Consider the following 18,970-nt stretch of genomic DNA (forward strand, 5'->3'; position numbering starts at 1 on the left):
GCTGCGACGGAGTAGGCCTGCTCGGTTTCGGCTGGTGACGCTGTTCGTCACGGTCGTGGCGGTGCTCGTGGGGATGCTGCCCCAGAGTCCGGTGACAGCGTGGTCTTCCAAGGCACCGGGCATCTCCTTGCCGAAGCCCATCCCGTCCAAGCCTTTGCCTCCGGGGCAGGTGTCGAAGGCGGCCGGCGCCGCGTACGTCCCGAGGCCGACGCAGGCCTCCGACGCGGCTTCCGGCCCCCGGCACGACGCGATCGCCCGGGCCCAGGCCGCGGTGACCGCACGGAGCCGGCCGCTCAAGCCGGCCGCCGGGCCGGTGCTGCCCCCCGAGCTGGCCGAGCGGCAGCGGCATCTGCAGGACATGACCGACCGGCATCTGGTCGGCAAGAGCGAGCAGCGAGGAGAGCCGACCACCGTTGGTCCGGCCCTGGATCAGCTGCCTGCCACCGTGGGTTCTGCTGCCAGGCACGTCGCGCAGATGACCGCTGCGAGCAGCAACGGATACGGCGCGACCTACAGCTCGGCAGCGAACTTCGACGTCGTCCCGACGTACTATTCACCGGGCCGAATCTGGGTCACCGTCACGAACACGTCGAACTTCACGTGGAACACGAACTTCGCCCTCGGCTACCACCTCTACAACGCCGACGGCTCGGTCTACAACTTCCGCGGCTTCAGTTCGGCCCTGTCCGCACCGCTGGCTCCCGGCCAGTACACCACCCTCTACGCCGGTGTGCAGTTTCTGCCCGCCGGCTCGTTCAAGCTCGTCTGGGACATGGAGGACGACTCCGGGACCTTCTTCACCGACTATGGCGTCCCGGCCTCCCAGGCCCTGGCCTTCACGGTCCCGCACTACCCGCCGACCGCGACGATCTCGTCCCCGGCGGCCGGCGCCTCGCTCGACACCCTCCTCCCGCAGCTCGTGATCACGGTGGGCGCCGACGGCACCAAGCAGACCAGCGACGAGTTCCGGGTCTGCACCGCTTCCGACCCCGCCGCCGGCACGTGCTGGGATTCCGGATGGCGGGCACTGACCTGGTCGGCCGCGGGTTTCTCCGTCAACGACGTGTGGAAGCCGCCGGCCGGGGCGCTGTATTGGAACCGCACCTACTACTGGCAGGTCCGGGTCCAGGACTCCACCGCGACCACACCCTGGTCGGAGATGAGCCCGCTGGAGACGGTGGTCACACCGGATCCGCTCGGCAACGTCGGCCCGGGCCACGCAGACCCGGCCGGTGTCGACCTCTTCCAGGGCGACTACACCCGCACCGACACCGACATCTCAGTGCCCGTGTTCGACACCTCGATCACCGTTGGCCGCACCTACAACAGCGCCGACGCCGCGGTCGGCGTATTCGGGGCCGGCTGGTCCTCGTTGCTGGACCTGAGGCAGACGACCGCGTCCGACGGGTCGATGACCGTGGCGTACCCGGACGGCCGGCGGCTGCGCTACGAGAAGAACCCCGACGGCAGCTGGGCGGCACCGTTCGGCGAGAGCGACGAGGGCGCCTCGGTGTCCAAGGGCTCGATCCGCATGCCCGACGGCACCTACTACTCCTTCGACTCCTCCGGAGTCCTCAGCGGCATCACCACACCCTCGTACGACCAGATCACCGTGGCCCGTAACGCCGCCGGGCAGATCACCGCCTTCAACACCGCGCTGCGGTCGGTATACGTGCTCTGGAACAGCGGTGGCACCGTCGCCTCGCTATCGTCGAACGGCGCCAACCCCGCGCAGCGCCTTCAGGGTGTCCAGACCTGGACTTACGGCTACTCCGGGAACCATCTCGCCTCGGTCTGCGGGCCGCGCAGCGACATCCTTTCCTGCACCACGTTCGACAACAACGGCCCGGGCGGCCTGCTCAGCGGCCTGCACGCGCCCAACGGCGGCGGGGAGGTCACGACGATCTCCTACGACTCCGGCGGCTCCGGCCGCGTGACGTCGGTGCGATTCCCGAACTCCGGATCGCCCACCGGCGATTCCTGGCTCTACCAGAAGCTGGACCCGGTCGACTCCGAAGCGGCCTTCACGATCCAGGTCCAGACGCCGGCGGGGGTGCTGACCGATTACGAGTACGGGCCGTCCGGGAACCTGTGGACCCGCTGGACCAACACGGCCACTCCGCAGCCCTGGAACTCGCGCTATTGGACGTATGACGCCTTCGGGCGCGTCGCGGGGATGACAGACGAGAACAGCAACGTCACCGAGTACTACTACGACGGCTGGGGACGCCTGGCGACGGTCGACGGCTACCGCGACAACGCGACCATCGTGAGCCGCAACTACCAGTACTGGACCAGCGACGCCGGTCAGCCGCCGAATCCCAGCGACGCGCGCTGGGGCAAGCTCGTCCAGAGCACCGATCCCGACGGTGCCGCGACCGTCCAGACCTTCAACACGTTCGGGCTGCTGTCCACGGCGACGGCGCCGCCGACCGCGGCGGCGCACGCCGGGGCGAAGACGACCTACGCCTACACCTGCGAGGGCACCGGCACCTGGGGCCCGAACCTCGGCCCCCCGGTCGTCAACGACCCGTGGCAGTCCCAGGTCGGCCAGCCGTGCGGCCTGTTGGCCTCGGTCACCGACCCCATGGGCCGCGTGACCCGCTACAGCTACGACTCGGTCGGGGAGCAGACCAGGATCGTCACCCCGACCGGAACGCAGACCGACCTCACTTATGACGGATTCGGCCACGTGGTCCGCAAGGTCGTCTCCGGCGTGGGCGGTCCCGGCACCGCGGAGACCGACTTCACGTACGACGGCTCCGGGCACGTCCTGACTGAGCTCGATCCCGCGGTGACCAACAGCATCACCGGCGTCGCGCACCAGAAGAAGACCACCAACGGCTACGACGCCGACGGCAACCTGCTGACCAGCACGACCGGCGACACCACGGCGACCACGGCGGGCGGCGACCCGGCCCGGACCACCGAGTACACCTACGACCAGCGGGGCCGCCGGACGCGGACCAAGCTGGACGGCGTCGTCACCGCGCAGACCTCGTACGACGGCATGGGGAACGTCACCTCGAGCACCGACGGCGTCGGCGCCGTGTACTCGTACGCCTACACGCCGCAGGGCTGGCTCGGCACGATATCCCTGACGAACTTCGTCGACGACCCCACCGTCCCGACCGCCCCGCGCACGGTGCCACTGGCCATCTACTACTACGACCACGCCGGACGGCTCGCGGCCACCACGGACCCCATGGGCCACGTCGTCGACTACACCTACTCGCCGGACAACCTGAAGCTCACCGAGACCTTCGAAAGCTACCGCGACACCCCCTCGGCGGCGCCGCGACAGCTGGTCCTGCATCAATACACGTACGACAAGGCCGGGAACATCGTCAAGGACGCCGCCGGCGACGGTGCCCGGGTGACCACCACCGGCTATGACAGCCGCGGAAGCGTCCAGACCACGACGGTCGACCCGGGCGGCCTGAACCGGACCACCTCGACCACGTTCAACGCCGACGAGCAGCCGCTGGTCACCACCCTCACCGACGGCACCCGCACCGAGACCGCGACGAAGGCGTACACGGCCGACGGCCGGCTGTGGCAGTCGGCCGTGCACAACGACGCCACGCCCGACCTGGTGACCCAGTACGCCCGCGACGCCACCGGGCAGATCGTCGCCAGTACCGACCCGCGGGGCGGGACCGCGCTGGGGTCGACGGCCCCGCCCGACCCGGCGTTCACCGCCACCAGCGCCTTCGACAACCTTGAACGGCTGGTGAGCATGACCGCCCCGACGGTCCAGGTCGAGGACGGCACCGGCCAGGCGGCGACCGCGGCGAACCCGACCGCCGCGCGCGGATACGACACCTTCGGAGAGCTGACCGACGTCAAGGACCCCAAGGGCGCCACGACCCACACGGTCTACGACGACCACGGCCGGCGGACCGAGGTCGATTATCCGACCTCGACCGAGTCCGACGGCACCGTCGTCAGCCCGAAGGAGAAGTGGACCTACGACGGCGACGGCAACGTCCTGACCCACACCGACCGGCTCGGCCAGGTCACCAAGTACGACTACGACCGGCGGAACCGGGCCTACCGGATCACCGCGCCGGCCGCCGCGGCCGGGGCCGCGCCCGGGGTCACCCGCCTGGCCTGGAACGACGACGGACACCTGCTGTCCACCATCGATCCGACCGGGGCCCAGACCCTGCGCACCTACGACGTGATGGAACGCCTGTCCACGATCGTGGAGGTGGAGCGCTACGTCAGCGGCACGACCACCCCGGCCCAATACACGACGACCTACACCTACGACCCCTTCGGCGACGTCCTGAAAGTGGCCACCGCGGACGCCTCGGACACCCGGACGTACGACAAGACCGGCGCGCTGCTCACCGACACCCCGGCGGACCGGGGCACCACGACCTACACACGCGACGTCGCCGGACGTCCGGTGAGCGTCAAGGATCCGCTGGGCCGGCACACCGACACCAAGTACGACCTGGCCGGCCGCCGGACGTCAGAGACCTCCTATGACGCCACGGGCGCGGTGGTCGCCGTCCGGAGCTACGTGACCGACAAGGCGGGCAACGTCACGTCGGTCACCGATCCGAACAATCAGGTGTGGCAGACCTCGTACAACGCGCTGAACCAGGCCACCTTGCTGACCGATCCGGCGCCGACCGACGCCGGCGGAACCGTCCAGCCGGCGCCGACCACCGCCTTCGGCTACGACCTCGACGGCGATCGCAGCCGGGTCACGGACGCGAACGGCCACGCGACCCACACCACCCACAACGTCTGGGGCCTGCCCAGCGTGACCACCGCGCCGGCCACCGCGGCCCAGCCCGACACGGCGAGCCGGCAGTGGACGACCGACTACAACGCCGCCGGCCTGCCGACCACGCAGGTCCAACCCGGCGGAGTCACCGTGACATCCGCCTACGACCTGCTCGGGCGCCTGACCGGCCAGACCGGCACCGGATCCGAGGGCCTGACCATGGCCCGGCAGTTCGGCTACGACCTGGACGGCCGTCTCACCTCCCTGAACGCGCTCTACGGCACCGAGACGATCGCCTACAACGACCGTGGTCTGCTCGCCGGATACAGTCACGGCAGCTTCTCCGGCGACGGCACCGACACCTACCTCTACCAGTACGACGCCGACGACCGCCTGACCTCGCGCTCCGGCGCCGCGGGCACGACGAACTTCACCTACGACGGCGCCAACGCGGTCTCCACCGTCAACGATCCGCTCACCGGCGGCAAGCGGACCTTCCACTACGATGCCGCCGGCCAGCTCACCAAGGAGAACGACACCACCAGCGCGGGGCTCACGGGGCCGAGCTACCAGTACAACTACGACGGGCTGGGCAGGCCGACGACCGAGTTCTCCTACGCAGCCTCCGGAACCCTGAACGGATCCATCAACTACGGCTGGGACCCGAACGGCAACCTCACCTCCACCGGCGGGTTCGGGCTGCTCGCCACCGAGCCGAGCCGCACCTACACCTACGACGCGGACAACCGCCTGATCAGCTCCAAGGACGTGACCAGCCAGACCGACTACGGCTGGGACGGTGCCGGGAACCGCACCTCGGTCACCACGTGGACGCTCAGCGGGGGAACGAAGATCAACCCGATCGTCACCACCGCGGCCTACGACCAGCGCAACCGGCTGCTGTCCACCAGCAGCCCCCAGGGCACGAGCACCTACCAGTGGCAGCCGCGCGGTCCGCTCGCGTCGCAGACCACGACACCGGCCGGCGGCCCCGCGACCACCACGACGTCGCAGTCCGACGCGTTCAACCAGCTGCTCGGCGACGGGCCGTCGGCCACCTATTCCTATGACGCCCTCGGCCGCGTCACCACAGCCGGTTACAACATCGTCCAGTACGACGGGCTGGACCGGGAGCCGGTCGCCGACGGGGCCTGGCTGTACGCCCGCGACCTGGCCGGCGGCCCGATCGCCGCCAAGCCGGCCACCGGCGGCGTCGCTGCCTCGTCGTTGTTGCGCAACATCCACGGCGACGTGATGGCGGCGGCCGATCCCGCCACCGGAAACGTCCAGAGCTCCCAGTCCTTCGGCCCGTTCGGCGAGCCGGTGTCCCACGGAGCGGGGATGGCCCCGCTCGGCTTCCAAGGAGGCTGGACCAGCCCGGCCACCGGCCACGTGCTCGCGCAGTCCCGCTGGTACTCGCCCGGCACCGGCGGCTTCCTCTCGCAGGACTCCGCACCGGGCGGCATCGGCGCCGCGGCGGACGCCAACCTTTACGCCTACGGCTCGGGCAACCCCACGAGCCGCGTCGACCGGAACGGCCACGACTGGTGGGGCGACATCACCTCGACGGTCTCGGACACCTTCGACGAAGTCACCTCGGGCATCGGTGACACGTTCGACCAGGTGTACTCGGACTTCGCGGACAGCGTCGGCGGGTGGCTGGAAAGTGTCACCGACGCCATCCCCGAAGTCGCCGAGGCCGTCGGCGGCGCGCTGGCCGACGCCGGCGTCGACATCGCCGCCGGCGCCGCGTGCATCATCGGCTGCCTGGAAGCCCTGGTCGTCGGCGCTGTCGTGGTCGTGGTGGTGGCAGGGGTCTACTACTACATGAAGGTCGACGCCGACGGCTCACTGTCGGTGGACAACGGCGCGGACCCCGCATCCGACGCGAACACGAACGTCGCCACCGGCACCAACGTGGCGACGAACCCGAACACCGGCACCGCGCCCGGCACCGGCACCACCCCGGGCGCCGGCCCGGCGAACCCCGCGGCCGACCCCGGCCCGCCGGCCCCGCCGCCGGTCGTGGTCACCGGCACCGCCACCAACACCCAGGTCAAGACCTGGTCCACCGTCACGCAGTGGTACGACGACACGTACCTCTACACGCGCACCGACAAGTACGTCCAGACGACCACGACGGTCACCACGTACTACTCCGACGGCTCATGGACCACCAACACGAACACCGTCGTGGAGCATACCTGGGAGACCATCTCCCAACTGCTCATCGACCTCGACAACCCGATCGTGCTGCCCACCCCGGGAGTCGGCACCGCACGGACACCGGTGTCGGGACAAGGCGTCGCGGCCGCGGACGGAACCTGCGGCAGCGGCGGAGCCCTGACCACCTGCGCCCAAGCCGCCGACGGACCGCAAGTCCCAGGGCTGCTGGACTTCGGAGGGGCGGGGGAGCCCAAGCGGTGTCTGTTCCTCCCCGACGGCTTCCAGTGCACCGCCGACGGCAACTGGCTCAACCAGGACACGGGCGAGACGATCTGCGCACCGGGCGGAGGCCCGGCCTGCGTCCACCGCGGCGACCTCTGCACCGCCGAAGGCACCACCACGGTGTACCGGGTCGAGGGATCAGGCAACGAGCGGATCCGGATCGTCAACGGCAACCCCCTGATCCGAGGAGCCGGCAAGCCGCTGTTCCTCAACTTCGGCAAGAAGGCGCGCGCCGACTACTGGCTCGCCAAGCGACTGGCTCAGGGCTACAGCGACACCCAGATCAAGAGCTTCGACGTGTCGAGCAGCTTCCTCGATCAGCTGAGGCAGACCGCGGTCCCGGAGAACATGGCGAGCGATTTCCCCGACGCGCCGCTCCGCGTCGACGTCACCAAGGCGGCCGACCAGTACATGCTGCGACCACAGCACATAGCGCAGATGTTCGACGCGATCATCCCCGACACCGGATCGGCCTGCTAGCGTCGTGGCCACCGCGGGAGATCATGGACCCATCGGATCCACCGGACGAGAGAACGGGAAACCTCGATGAGAAGTGCCATTCCAGTCGGCGGCGACGCCGCCGTCGACGCGGCACTCGTCAGTCTCATCGAGGTGTTGACGGCGCCCCACGTGCCGGACCGGTCGGACCACGCGGGCTGGGCGGCGCTCCTGCCGGACTGGCTGCTGCGCAGGTTCGCCACGCCCGCGACTCGCGAGCAGAAACTGGCATGGCTGGAACAGTGGCGGCGGATGTCGCCGGAGCGGCAGGCGGCGGCTGAGGCTGAGCGCGGCTGGGAGCTGGGGCAGTGGCTGTACTGGGTTCTCGGAGCCGGCGGTCTTTGGCGTCTGGCCGGGTATGACCATGCTGCTCCGGGAGGAGGTCTGCGGGTCGTCCTCGAACACGACGACGACCCGTTTCCTCAGGCGGCGCTCACGTGGATGATCGACGTGGCCGGCGGAGAGGCAGGGGAGGCCGTGCCGCTGACGTGAGGAAGTGAAGCGCCGCGGGTCCAGCTTGACTCTGCCGGGGATCTCGGGGTTCCTGTCTCAACGCTTCATAGCGGGCTGCCCAGGTCAGGGTCCCAGAAGAGCTTGTTCCTGGCGAAGGTGACGACGCCGCTGCCCGGTCGCCAGGCTTGTGGATCGGTCCCACGGATCAGGCAGCACGCGACGAGCCCGAGCGCCCACATCCGCCATTCGTCCTCGAGGTCGCGAGCCATCGACTCGGCGCGCTCGGGATCGAGCCCGGCGATGAGCGAAGCCGCCGTTCCGAGCGCCGCGGTGCGGGCCGGGCCGGCCGGTACCGCGGCGGCGATGTGGATCAGCTCGTCCGGCAGGGTCCGCGTCCGGTGCGGGTCGGCGGCGGCGCGGGCGGCTGTCGCCAGGAGATCGCTGACCGCGTAGAGGTCCGGGTCCTTCAGCATGGTGTCCTCGGCGTCGTCGCACAGCCGGCCGGTCAGGTCCGGCTCGCGGTCGGCCACCGCCTCGGCGAGTTGCACCAGCGCGGCGAGGCGGTCACCGGCGTCGCCGATCCCGCCGGCCAGGCGGGCGGCCCGGTGCGGGTCGGTCGCGGCGACGGACAACACCGCTGCCGCCGTGGCCGGTGTCGCGGCTGCGGCCGCTTCCGGGTGACCCGCGGACAGCCGCGCCACCATCTCGTCGCGGGAGTGGTCCCACACGAGGGTGGCGGCGACGCGGTCGGCCAGGTCCGGGAAGGCGCCCGCCACCGCGACCGCCGCATCGACCGAGAAGTGGGACTGGGCTTCGGCGATGCGCAGTGCCTCCTCGGCCAGCTGCCTCGCCCGCTGGGGCTCGGTGGCGGCATACGCCGCCGCGAGATGGCCGAGGATTCCGACCTTGATGGCCGCGTTGCGGAAGTCCAGTTCGGAGGTCGGCTGCGTGAGATCAGCCGCTTCAGCCTCCCGCGCCAGCTCCCAGCCTCGGCGGGGGTCGGTCCGGGCGACGGCGGCGGCCACCGGGGCCAGTGCCGGGGCGAACGACAGCAGTGCGCTGCCGTCGCTGCGGGATCTGCGGCGAGCACGCCGTTTATCCGGCTGGTCGAAGGACTCCATCAGGCTGCGGGCGATTCGCTCGGCCCGTTGTGGATCGAACAGCGCGACCGAACCGGCCACTTTGCGCAGGGCCACGGCACGTTCCGGGCGCTCGGTCAGCGCCGCCGCGCAGCTCACGGCCTCCTCGGCCAGCTCCCGTGCCCGCGCCGGGTGAGTCATGGCGATCGCGGCGGCGACGGCGGCCAGTGCCGCCGCCCGCCAGTCCGCCAACGGGACTGTCCGGGCGATGCGCTCACCGTCCGCGGCGTCGACCGACGCCACCGCCGTGGCGAGGTCGGCCAGACATTCGGACTGCCACAGAACGTTGTTCTCGGACCGGACCAGGCGCTCGGCGGTGCCGACATCGATCCGCCACAGCGTCATCGCCGCCACGTGGTACCCACTGCTGGGGCTGATGTCGGCGATCAGCCGCTTGGCCTGCTGCGGGTCGCGCCGCCAGACTGCCTTCGCCAACGCGATCCGGGCGTCGTCGCGCCAACCCGTTTCCGGTATCGCGTCGACCAAACGCTCAGCCGTCCGCGGTTCGTCGTCGGCCAGATGGAGGGCCATCGCCCACACCACCAGCTGCGCCTCGTCCGCGCCGTCGTCATCGCCGGCCGCCACGCGGATCAACTCGTTCGCCAGTGCCCGCCCGTGCCGCCGCCCGGAGACGGTCTCGGCGTCGCGCGAGGGGGTGGCGGCCACGGTCTCCGCGATCGGCGCGGCTGCCGCCACGTTCGCCACGGCGGCCGTCGCCGCAGCAGGTGCACCCGCCGTTGCCGCAGCAGCAGGCGCCACCGCCGTCGTCGCCACAGCGGGCGAAGCCGCCGGCCGCGCAGTCGATCGCCCGAGCAGCGCCAACGCCGCCACGGCGTCCGGCCGATCCGTGTGCTGCTTCGCCAGCAGTGCCTGCACCAACGGCGTCAGCGAACCAGCGTGCTTCGGCGCCTCGGGCGTGTGCAGCACCACCGCGGACATCATCGCTGTCAGGGAATCTCTCGCGAACGGTGAAACCCCCTCGGTCATCTCGTAGAGGGTCACGCCGAGCGCGAACAGATCCCCCGCCGCCAGGCTGTGCCCGTCCAGCCGCTCGGGAGCCATGTATGGCAGTGAGCCGATCACCGTGCCGTGGGCGGTCTGGACGGTGTCAGCGTGGTGCTTGGCGATCCCGAAGTCGGTCAGCAGCACGCTGCCGTCGTCGGCGAGCATGATGTTGGCCGGCTTGACATCCCGGTGGACGATCCCGGCCGTGTGCGCCGCCGCCAGCGCCGCCAGCACGCCCCCGGCGATCCGTCCGGCCTCGTCCGGAGCCAGCCGCCCGCGCGCCGCCAGCTCCTGCTGCAGCGACCGCCCGGCGACCAGCTGCATGACCAGCCACGGCGTGCCCCCTTCGGTGACCACGTCGTGGACGGCGACGATGTTGGGGTGGTCGCGTAGCCGGGCGGCGTTGCGCGCCTCATGCTCGGCCCGCACCACGGCCGCGGCCCGCTCGGCATCGGTCGCCGCCGGATCGAGCCGCACCTGTTTGACGGCCACCCCGACCCGCAGCGTGGTGTCGAACGCCTCCCACACCGTCCCGAACCCGCCCGCGGCCAGCTCGCGGTCCAGCCGGTACCGGCCGCCGATCAGAACCGCCACACGTCCTCCCGCCCCGAAGCCCGATCACTCACCAGAGCCGGGCACGCCCCGACAGACAACATACTGACGTCCACGACGCCGACGCGAATAGCGCCCGCCTCCTACCTCACCAGCAGCAGCCGCGGCGGCAGCGGATCAGGCTTCCGGCGGTTTGACGGTCAGGTCGTCCCCGTCCATCCGCACGTGGTATCCGCAGCGCATCGGCTCGCGGTGTACAGATGCAGCGGGGCGGCTCTGTCCGCGCTCCCGGCGCTCAGCCGCGCCGCAGGCACACCGCAACCGCCGCAGGCTTCAGATAAAAGGCCCATGGGGTGTCGGCTGACCCCGACAAGTGCAAACCACATCAGGGCTGGTGCCGGCGCTCTCCGGCGCCGTGATCATCGCCGCCGCGGTGACCCCGCCCGGCGTTCTGGACATGATCGTCGCATGAGTTTTCGGCCAGCTCAGGCGAGCCCCATCCGGCCCAGCACCGATGGTGAGAGCTGGCACGGGCCCATAGCTTTGATTCGGTGAAAATCGTCTCAATAGTCGAAAACGTCGGCGACGGCGCCGTCAAGGGAAGGTGGGAACTGATGCCCTCAGGTCGGGCTCGACCCTCGTCGGGCATTGCGGTCGGTGTTCTCGCCACCAGCGTGCTGGTGGCAGGCGCCGCCCTGCCCGCGCAGGCCGCTTCCCTCAAGATCGTGCACCCTGGTGAGTCGGTCCAACAGGCCGTCGATCGTGCCCACCCTGGCGACACGATCCTCCTCCTCCCCGGCACATACCGGGGAAGCGTCCTCGTCTCGGTCTCGGGTGTGACGATCCGGGGAATGGGCAGCGCGACCGTGATCACCCCAGCGGACGATGCCGGCCATGCGACCGGAGCCGGCCCCGCATCGCGGGCCGCCCAGGCCACCGGAGGCGGCGACCCTGTCGGAGGCGACTGTACGGCCCCGGGTCACGGCATCTGCGTGCACGGGACGGCCGGACACCGGGTCACCGACGTCGTCATCGAGTCGCTCACCGTCTCCGGTTTCCCGAAGAACGGCGTCTCGGGCTCCGAGACCGACCGGATGACCGTCCGCGACGTCCTCGTCGAGGACAACGGGGAGGAGGGCATCAGCCAGGAGAAGTCCACGCGCGGGCTGCTGGTGGGCAACCGGGCCCGGGGCAACGGGCAGGCAGGGGTCTTCGTCACGAACATCGCCTACGGCGAGGGAGGAGCGATCGACACCGCCGGGACCGTCATCATCGGCAACAAGCTGACCGGGAACCGGTTCGGCGCCGTACTGCGCAGGGCCCGGAACCTGGCGCTCGAGGGCAACGTCATCACCGGCAACTGCTCGGGGGTGTTCGTAGTCGGTGACGAGGGGATCCCGCGCGGCGGTGCCCTGACCGTTCGCGACAATCTGGTGACCGCGAACAACAAGTACTGCGCCTCGGACGGCCGCCTGCCATACCTGCAGGGCATCGGCATCGTACTCACCGGCGTGGAGGACACTGTGGTGACGCGCAACGTCATCGCGGGCAACGTCGGTGCCTCCCCCATGTCCGGCGGCGTCGTGCTGTTCCGCAGCTTCCGCGGCGGACCCGACACCGGCAACACCATCACCGGCAACGTGGCCACGGGGAACAAGCCCGCGGACATGGCCGACCGGGACGGCGGGCCCAGGAACACTTTCAGCCGCAACGTCTGCCACACCTTCGAGCCCGCGGGCCGTCTCTGCTGATCGACTTCCAAGAGCTCCAGGGCGGCACGTGGCGAGGCGGATCAGCCGAGGACCACGTCGACCTGGTTCTGCGAGGGGTTCACCGCGGCGGCCGGGGACAGTGGACACAAGCCCCTCGATTCGGCAAGGATCGCAGTGCTTTGATGTCGTCATTCGATGGGGGAGAGCATGGACGTGATCCAGATTCCGGTCGACGGTGGCGGACGGCTGTTCGTCGAAGCGGTCGCAGCCGAGGCGGACACGGGCGAGCTCACGTTGGCCGCCCGGTCCGGCCTGGCCAGCGTGAACGGGGCCCGTGAGTCGCTGGAGACCGCGCTGGACCAGATCAAGCCCGCCATCGAGGCGATCGGCGCCCGGCTGCGCGCTCTCGAGCCCGACAGCGTCACCGTCGAGTTCGGGCTCATGCTGAGCGCGGAAGCCGGGCTGATCGTTGCGAAGGGAACCAGCGAAGTGCACTTCACTGTGAGCGTGAACTGGAGTGGCGGCGCCGAGCCGGAGGGGAAGTGAGCTTGTGACTTCCCGCGGCGGTTTTCTCGTCCAGATCGCGACCGTCGCCCGGGAGACCGCCGGAGTCGGCTGCTACCTCGGCGACGCCGACGTTGTCACATGTGCGCACGTGGTGAACGCCGCACTCGGGCGAGAGCTGCGCAGCCGCGAGGTTCCCGATGATGAGGTCACGCTCCGCTTCCCGCTCCTGGACGAGAACGCCTGGAGGCAGGCCCGCGTCGTCCTGTGGCTGCCGCCCACGCAGACCGACCAGCCTGGCGCTGATCTCGCGGTCCTGCGCATCCAGTGGCGCGTGCCGGCCGGCGCCACACCGATCGGCTTGGCATCCGGAACACCGACGGTGGGGCGGATCGCCGACGTGTTCGGCTACCCCGGTGTCCCGCCGCGTCCGGACGGCAGCTGGGTGTCCGCAACCGTGCGCGGCGTCGTCGGCGGAGGGCGGCTGCAACTCGACAGCGACGTCGCGGCGGCGCTGCGCGTCCAGCCCGGCTTCAGCGGCAGCCCGGTCGTCGACCGGGAGACCGAGGAACTTCTGGGCCTCCTGGTCGCTGCGCCTGCGGGCAGTTCCAGCGAGCGGGACAGCTACGCCATCTCCGTCGACCAGGTCAGGAGCTTGCTGGGCAGTCGAGCCGTCGGCACCACCCCGATGGTCGGCGGTCGTCCCGTCACGTCCAGGACGCTTCCCATGCACAGAGGCCCCGTGACCGCGGTGGCATGCGCTGACCGGTCAAGTCTGGTCGCCACTGCCGACGCCGCCGGGACCGTGCAGATCTGGCGAGGCGACCGGGGTGTGCCGGGTCCTGTGCTCCGGCACTCGGCCCGGGTCGCGACCATGGCATTCCACCCCACGGAAGATCTTCTGGCGGTCGGCGGCGAGGACGGGGCCGTGGCGCTGTGGGACGTCGAGTCCGGACGGACCGTGGCCCGACTCGAGCATGTCGGCCCGCTCTCGTCGCTCGCGTTCAGTTCCGACGGACGGTCGTTGGCAGTCGGCGGGAACCACGGCACCGTGACCGTGTGGGACGTGGAGACCCGTGTCCGTGACCTGGTTATGGAAAGCGGACACCCGGTCGTCGCCCTCGCCTTCAGCAGCCAGGGCTCGATGCTCGCCGTCCACGGAACCAACGACGTCGTAGCACTCGCCGACACCGAACAGCGCAGCTCCGAAGGTTCCGTCCGCATCGACAACCTCGGCGGCGGTATCGTCTCGGCCGCGCTGTCCGCCGTGCGGCGCGACGGGTTGCTGGGCGTCACCGGCGACAAGCAGGGAACACTTCGGTTCTGGCGCCTCGACAAAGCCTTCCACCCCCGCGCCCACATTTGGTTCTCGGTTTCCGGCGCCGACCACACAGTGGTCTTCTACGACGATCGCGACGGCCGACACACCGCAGCGATGGAACCCCGCATCGAACTGGCGTCGATCCCCGCACACGCCGACGCGGTCACAGCAGTGGCCTTCCACGTGGGCGGCGAAGTCCTCGTCACCGGGAGTCGCGACGGATCCGTCCGGCTATGGGCGTTTGGGGCGGCGGCGCTCGATGCGGTGACGAGGTTGTCCGGGCACGTGGGCGCCGTGACCGTTCTGGCCTTCGCGGCCGACGGCAGAACCCTGGCGACAGGCGGCGACGACGGGGCCGTGCGGCTGTGGGACCCGGTCACGGCAGCCAACTTCGAGGTCTTGTTCACCGAACACGGCACCGCGGTAGGCTCCGTCGCCTTCGTCATCGCCGGGGAGATGGTGGTTGTCGGCACGCCGGACGGCCCGCTCCGGATGCACGCCCTCCGGCGCCGCAGTGTCTATACGCTCGAGCTCTCCGAGGAGTCTTGGGGCGTTGCATTCGGCCCGGAGGAAGGGGGCGAGGACGGAGAAGGCGAGACCTCGGCCCCGATGAGCCCGATGCACGGGAATATGAGCCGTGTCGAGATCCTTGCGTTCAGCCCCGACGGCAGGACGGCCGCCATGGCTGCCGGTACCTACACGGCGCTCTTGGATCTCGCGGATGGTCGGCAGCACGAATTCCCCCAAGCTCAGAGCCAAGTGCACGCGCTGGCGTTCAGTCCGGATGGCGAGACGCTGGCCATCGTGTTCGAAGACGGATTCCGGTTGGAGCCGGTCCAAGGGGCGCTGGGATCCGATTCGGACACCTCATTGCCGGTGTGGGGAAACGCGGGCGGTGCCGCAACGGTCGTTCACCACCTGCACACCCGGAATCCGGCAGCGTTCAGCCCCGACGGGCGGACCTTGGCGATCGGCGCCGCCGACGGGACGGTCCGCCGATGGGATGTGGCGACCAGACAGGTGGGTTCCCTCCACACCGCACACGCAGGGGCGGTCACCGCAGTCACGTTCAGCCCCGATGGACTTCTGGCAACCGCCGATGAGGACGGCATGGTCTACCTGTGGCACTCGGGATGAGCGTTATGGAAGATCCAGGTTGTGACAACGGAGGGCAGCCAGGACTGGCGGTGCGGCGGAACGCGCTCGCCCGCGCCGGTCGTGCGCGTCCGCGCTGGTGACGCCCCCCGCCTCGGTGGCGCTAAGCCTCACAGCGCGCTCCGGCGACGAGCCGCGGACGACGGTGCCCGCACCGGAGGCGCACAGTGTCGAGCTGCCACAGAGTTTGTAGGTCTTTTGGGCGGGGTGAGGTTAACCCTCCCCCGGAATACGCGGTCTGCACCGTGTTCACCAGTCGTCCGACCCCACGATCATGGGGCGAGATCCTCGGGCACTGACTTCAGGGAGCACAGATGCGTCGGCGCACACTGTTGACGGCCGGGTTGGCCGTCGCCGCCTCGGCCACGATCACGTCCACTTCAGCGGCGGCCGCCGACGAGGTCTCGCCTCAGCGTTCGGCGGGGCCGGACTTCGTGGCGCTGCTGGACGCGGTCGTGACGGCGGGCGCGGTCTCGGCGATCGCCGAGGTCCGCGAGGACACTCACGTCTGGCGCGGCGGCAGCGGCAGCGCCGAGCTGGGCGGTCACCGGGCGGCGCCGGTGGCCGGCCGCTACCGGGCGGGCAGCGTGACCAAGACCCTGGTCGCGACGGTCGTGCTCCAGCTCGCCGACGAGGGCCGTCTCCGGCTGTCCGACTCCGTCGAGCACTGGCTGCCCGGCCTCGTCCCCGGCGGCCGGCGCATCACGGTCCGCCACCTGCTCCAGCACATGAGCGGCCTGTTCGACTACACCAGCGACCTGCTGCCAGAGCCGTCCGCCGTGCTCGCGATCCGCTCACGCACGTTCCAGCCGGTCGAGCTGGTCCGCATCGCCGTCGCGCACCCGCCGTACTTCGAGCCCGGCACGAATCAGAACTACTCCAACACCGACTACATCCTGCTCGGCATGATCATCGACCGTGCGGCGGGCCGGTCCTGGCGGACTGAGGCGGAGCGAAGGATCCTGCGGCCGCTGGGCCTGCGCGACACCGAGCTGCCTGGAGCGTCGCCGCGGATCGCGGGCCCGCACGCGCACGTCTATATCGCCGCCCCCGACGGCGTCCCGGTCGACGTCACCACGATGAACCCGACGATGGCCGGCGCCGCGGGCGAGCTGATCTCGACCACCGCGGACCTGAACCGCTTCTTCGACACCCTGCTCACCCCCGGCTGCCTCCTGCCCACCGCCACACTGGCCGACATGACGGACCCCCGCGACACCGGCTTCGGCCTCGGCCTGGAAGTCGCCGACCTCCCCACCGGCCGCGTGTTCGGCCACGGCGGAGGCGGCCCGGGCTTCCTCGGGCTGTCGTTCATCACCGCCGACCGCGCACGGCAGATCACGCTGACCAGCGCGGTGTGGGGCGGCGAGCCGCACGCCGCCGCCGCTGCCATGCTCATGGCGGCACTGGGAGGCTGCCTGATATGACCACGCCCGCCATGTGACGACACAGCGAAGGGCGTCATTGCAGCGTGTGGCAGCTGACATCGACGTCCTTCTGATCACCGATCCGGCCTGACCGACGCCGTGGTCGCCAGGCCGATGGTTCGGCATTGACGTCTGTGACGTGGTCAGGCGGGCGTGGGGCCGGGGCCGGCCGTGTCGTCCACCGCCACCTCGTCGCGGCGGATCAGGCCGGGACCGGGGGCGAAGAACTCGCGGATGGCGAACGCGATGACGATGATGAACGCGAACCAGAACACCACCATGCCGGTGGGGTGCTCCCAGATGACGAAGACGGCCGAGGCGAGGATCAGGATCCCGACGCCGATCCAGTGCTTGTAGCGTGCCGTGAACCGGTCGACGGCGCCGGCCTTGAACCCGGCCGAGTCGGCGACCTCCCGCAGGGCCCCGATGCTGCTGCTGCAGGCCGCCCGGATCCACACCGCCAGCGGCGCCGGGCCGTTCAGGAACGCGCCGACCGCGACGAGGACGGCCAGCGTACCCACGGTCCGGGTGCTCATCCGTAGGAATTTCACCAGTTGGTCGTAGGTGGCCTCGGCCGCGCCGGTGTTGATGTCCGTCGGGAGCTGGTCGATGAAGAAGGGCCGGAAGATCGTCACCGCCAGGCCCAGGAACAGCATCGCCACCGCGACTCCGATCGCGTTCCCGATCAGCGCCTTGCGGCGGTTCCGCGCCAGGTAGACCCCGGCCGCAGCGATCAAGACGGTGATGATCGGCAGCCAGTCGCCGATGATCTGCAGGAGCCTGAACAGGGTCTTGACCTTGTTCAGGCTCTTCGACTGGTAGACGGTGAAGCTCGTGTTCACCGTCGGGATCTTGGACGCCAGTGCGAAGCCCTGAGAGACCAGCTGGTCCTTCACCTGCGCCACGGCCGGCCCGATGTTGATCTGGACCTCGTCGTCGTTCAGGGAGACCGCACCCCCGCCCTGGCCGGTCAGGGCTTTCTCGAAGGCGGTGTGGGCCTGCCGCAGCGCGTTGTTCCAGACGGTGGCGAACTGGTCGCTGGTGACGACCTTGTCGGAGACCACGCCGACCAGGTCCTTCAGCCCGCTGACGATCGGCCCTTTCAGGGTGGTGATCAGAGCCTGCGTCTGCGGCGGGAGGTTGGAATTGCCGGCGGCCCGCGCGAGCTGGTCGACCACCTGGTCGACGTTGGCCTGGTCCAGGACGACGTCCGTGACCCGGTTCGACACCGCGGTCTGCACCTGCGGGTTCTTTACCAGGGGGCCCAGCGTCGAGACGAACTGATCGGTGTCGGTCACCGTGTTGGCGGCCCAGACCGACACCACCGACAGCAGGGCCAGGATGGAGGCCAGGACGATCAGCACCGCCGAGAAGAAGGAGCGCACGGGGTGGTGCCCCAGCTTCTTGTCCCGAGCCGCTACGACGGCCTCCAGCTGTGTGACGCGCCGGTGGAGTGCCGCCACCTCCTCGTCGCCGGCCTGGGGCGTGGGGGAGTCGGGACCAGTGGCCGACATACAGCCCTCCCATCACCTGCGCGAACACCATCGACAGCCGTCGGCCGGCGTCGGGGCACCAGTCCTGGAATCCAGGGAAACCGCAAGGTGAGAATCTTGCGACCGGTGATACACCAGCGGGGTGACGGGCAGGTGGAATACATGCGGCAGGCCCAGGCCACCACCGCCATCGGCGCTGCCCCCTACCAGCGCAGCCCGGAGCGCACCGGTGTGCGCTCCGGATACCGGGACCGTGGCCTGACCACCGCGGCCAGCGATGTCGAGCTGCAGATCCCCAAGCTGCGCACCGGCTCGTTCTTCCCGTCGCTGCTGGAGCGCAGGCGCCGCATCGACCAGGTCGGTGATGACGACCCAGCCGTGCGACCGGGCCGGCGATGATACGTGGCAGAGATCAGATCGCGATGGCTCGTACGTATCTTCGGGATGGTCCGCAGCCCGCGAGGCCTCGGATTCGGCGAGGTGATCACGCCTTTGGTCCTTCGCTGCCCGCCCGCGACTGAG

8 protein-coding genes and 1 pseudogene are annotated in these 18,970 nt (G+C 70.1%); 7 read left to right on the plus strand and 2 right to left on the minus strand.

Annotated features, from left to right (window positions below):
• Positions 1-34 precede the first annotated feature (34 nt).
• Together ABD466_RS05340 and ABD466_RS05345 are read left to right on the plus strand one after the other, a co-directional pair.
• Positions 35-7,669: an RHS repeat-associated core domain-containing protein gene (locus ABD466_RS05340; RefSeq protein ID WP_344655800.1), complete on the plus strand. Its 7,635-nt coding sequence runs from the start codon at positions 35-37 to the stop codon at positions 7,667-7,669.
• 66 nt (positions 7,670-7,735) lie between these two features.
• On the plus strand, positions 7,736-8,179 hold the full coding sequence (locus ABD466_RS05345; protein ID WP_344655801.1) for a hypothetical protein: 444 nt from the start codon (positions 7,736-7,738) through the stop codon (positions 8,177-8,179).
• Between the two features lie 65 nt (positions 8,180-8,244).
• On the opposite strand, the gene ABD466_RS05350 is transcribed toward ABD466_RS05345, so the two are convergent.
• Positions 8,245-10,878, minus strand: coding sequence for a serine/threonine-protein kinase (locus tag ABD466_RS05350; RefSeq protein WP_344655802.1), 2,634 nt, complete (start codon positions 10,876-10,878; stop codon positions 8,245-8,247).
• Positions 10,879-11,687: 809 nt separating this feature from the next.
• Between ABD466_RS05350 and ABD466_RS05355 the strand changes: the two genes are divergently transcribed.
• From ABD466_RS05355 to ABD466_RS05370, 4 genes are all read left to right on the plus strand, one after another.
• On the plus strand, positions 11,688-12,587 hold the full coding sequence (locus tag ABD466_RS05355; protein ID WP_344655803.1) for a right-handed parallel beta-helix repeat-containing protein: 900 nt from the start codon (positions 11,688-11,690) through the stop codon (positions 12,585-12,587).
• 168 nt (positions 12,588-12,755) lie between these two features.
• Complete coding sequence (locus ABD466_RS05360; protein WP_344655804.1) at positions 12,756-13,094, plus strand: CU044_2847 family protein; 339 nt, start codon at positions 12,756-12,758, stop codon at positions 13,092-13,094.
• A gap of 4 nt (positions 13,095-13,098) precedes the next feature.
• Positions 13,099-15,510, plus strand: a complete 2,412-nt coding sequence (locus tag ABD466_RS05365) for a WD40 domain-containing protein (protein WP_344655805.1) — start codon at positions 13,099-13,101, stop codon at positions 15,508-15,510.
• A 332-nt stretch (positions 15,511-15,842) separates the two neighbouring features.
• On the plus strand, positions 15,843-16,955 hold the full coding sequence (locus tag ABD466_RS05370) for a serine hydrolase domain-containing protein (protein WP_344655806.1): 1,113 nt from the start codon (positions 15,843-15,845) through the stop codon (positions 16,953-16,955).
• Between the two features lie 143 nt (positions 16,956-17,098).
• On the opposite strand, the gene ABD466_RS05375 is transcribed toward ABD466_RS05370, so the two are convergent.
• Positions 17,099-18,469 carry a hypothetical protein gene (locus ABD466_RS05375; protein WP_344655807.1) on the minus strand — a complete coding sequence of 457 codons (1,371 nt, stop codon included), beginning with the start codon at positions 18,467-18,469 and terminating at the stop codon, positions 17,099-17,101.
• Between the two features lie 147 nt (positions 18,470-18,616).
• On the opposite strand from ABD466_RS05375, the pseudogene ABD466_RS05380 reads away from it, so the two are divergent.
• A pseudogene (locus ABD466_RS05380) lies at positions 18,617-18,805 on the plus strand (transposase); the annotation flags it as partial.
• Between the last annotated feature and the right edge of the window lie 165 nt (positions 18,806-18,970).

Source organism: Catenulispora subtropica (assembly GCF_039531675.1).
In the GTDB taxonomy this organism is placed as follows: Bacteria; Actinomycetota; Actinomycetes; order Streptomycetales; family Catenulisporaceae; genus Catenulispora; species Catenulispora subtropica.

Bases quoted from the DNA above. Each gene is read 5' to 3' on its own strand.
- ABD466_RS05355 (WP_344655803.1), top strand. From the start codon at position 11,688: ATGGGCAGCGCGACCGTGATCACCCCAGCGGACGATGCCGGCCATGCG.
- ABD466_RS05375 (WP_344655807.1), bottom strand. From the start codon at position 18,469: ATGTCGGCCACTGGTCCCGACTCCCCCACGCCCCAGGCCGGCGACGAG.
- ABD466_RS05370 (WP_344655806.1), top strand. From the start codon at position 15,843: ATGCGTCGGCGCACACTGTTGACGGCCGGGTTGGCCGTCGCCGCCTCG.
- ABD466_RS05345 (WP_344655801.1), top strand. From the start codon at position 7,736: ATGAGAAGTGCCATTCCAGTCGGCGGCGACGCCGCCGTCGACGCGGCA.
- ABD466_RS05360 (WP_344655804.1), top strand. From the start codon at position 12,756: ATGGACGTGATCCAGATTCCGGTCGACGGTGGCGGACGGCTGTTCGTC.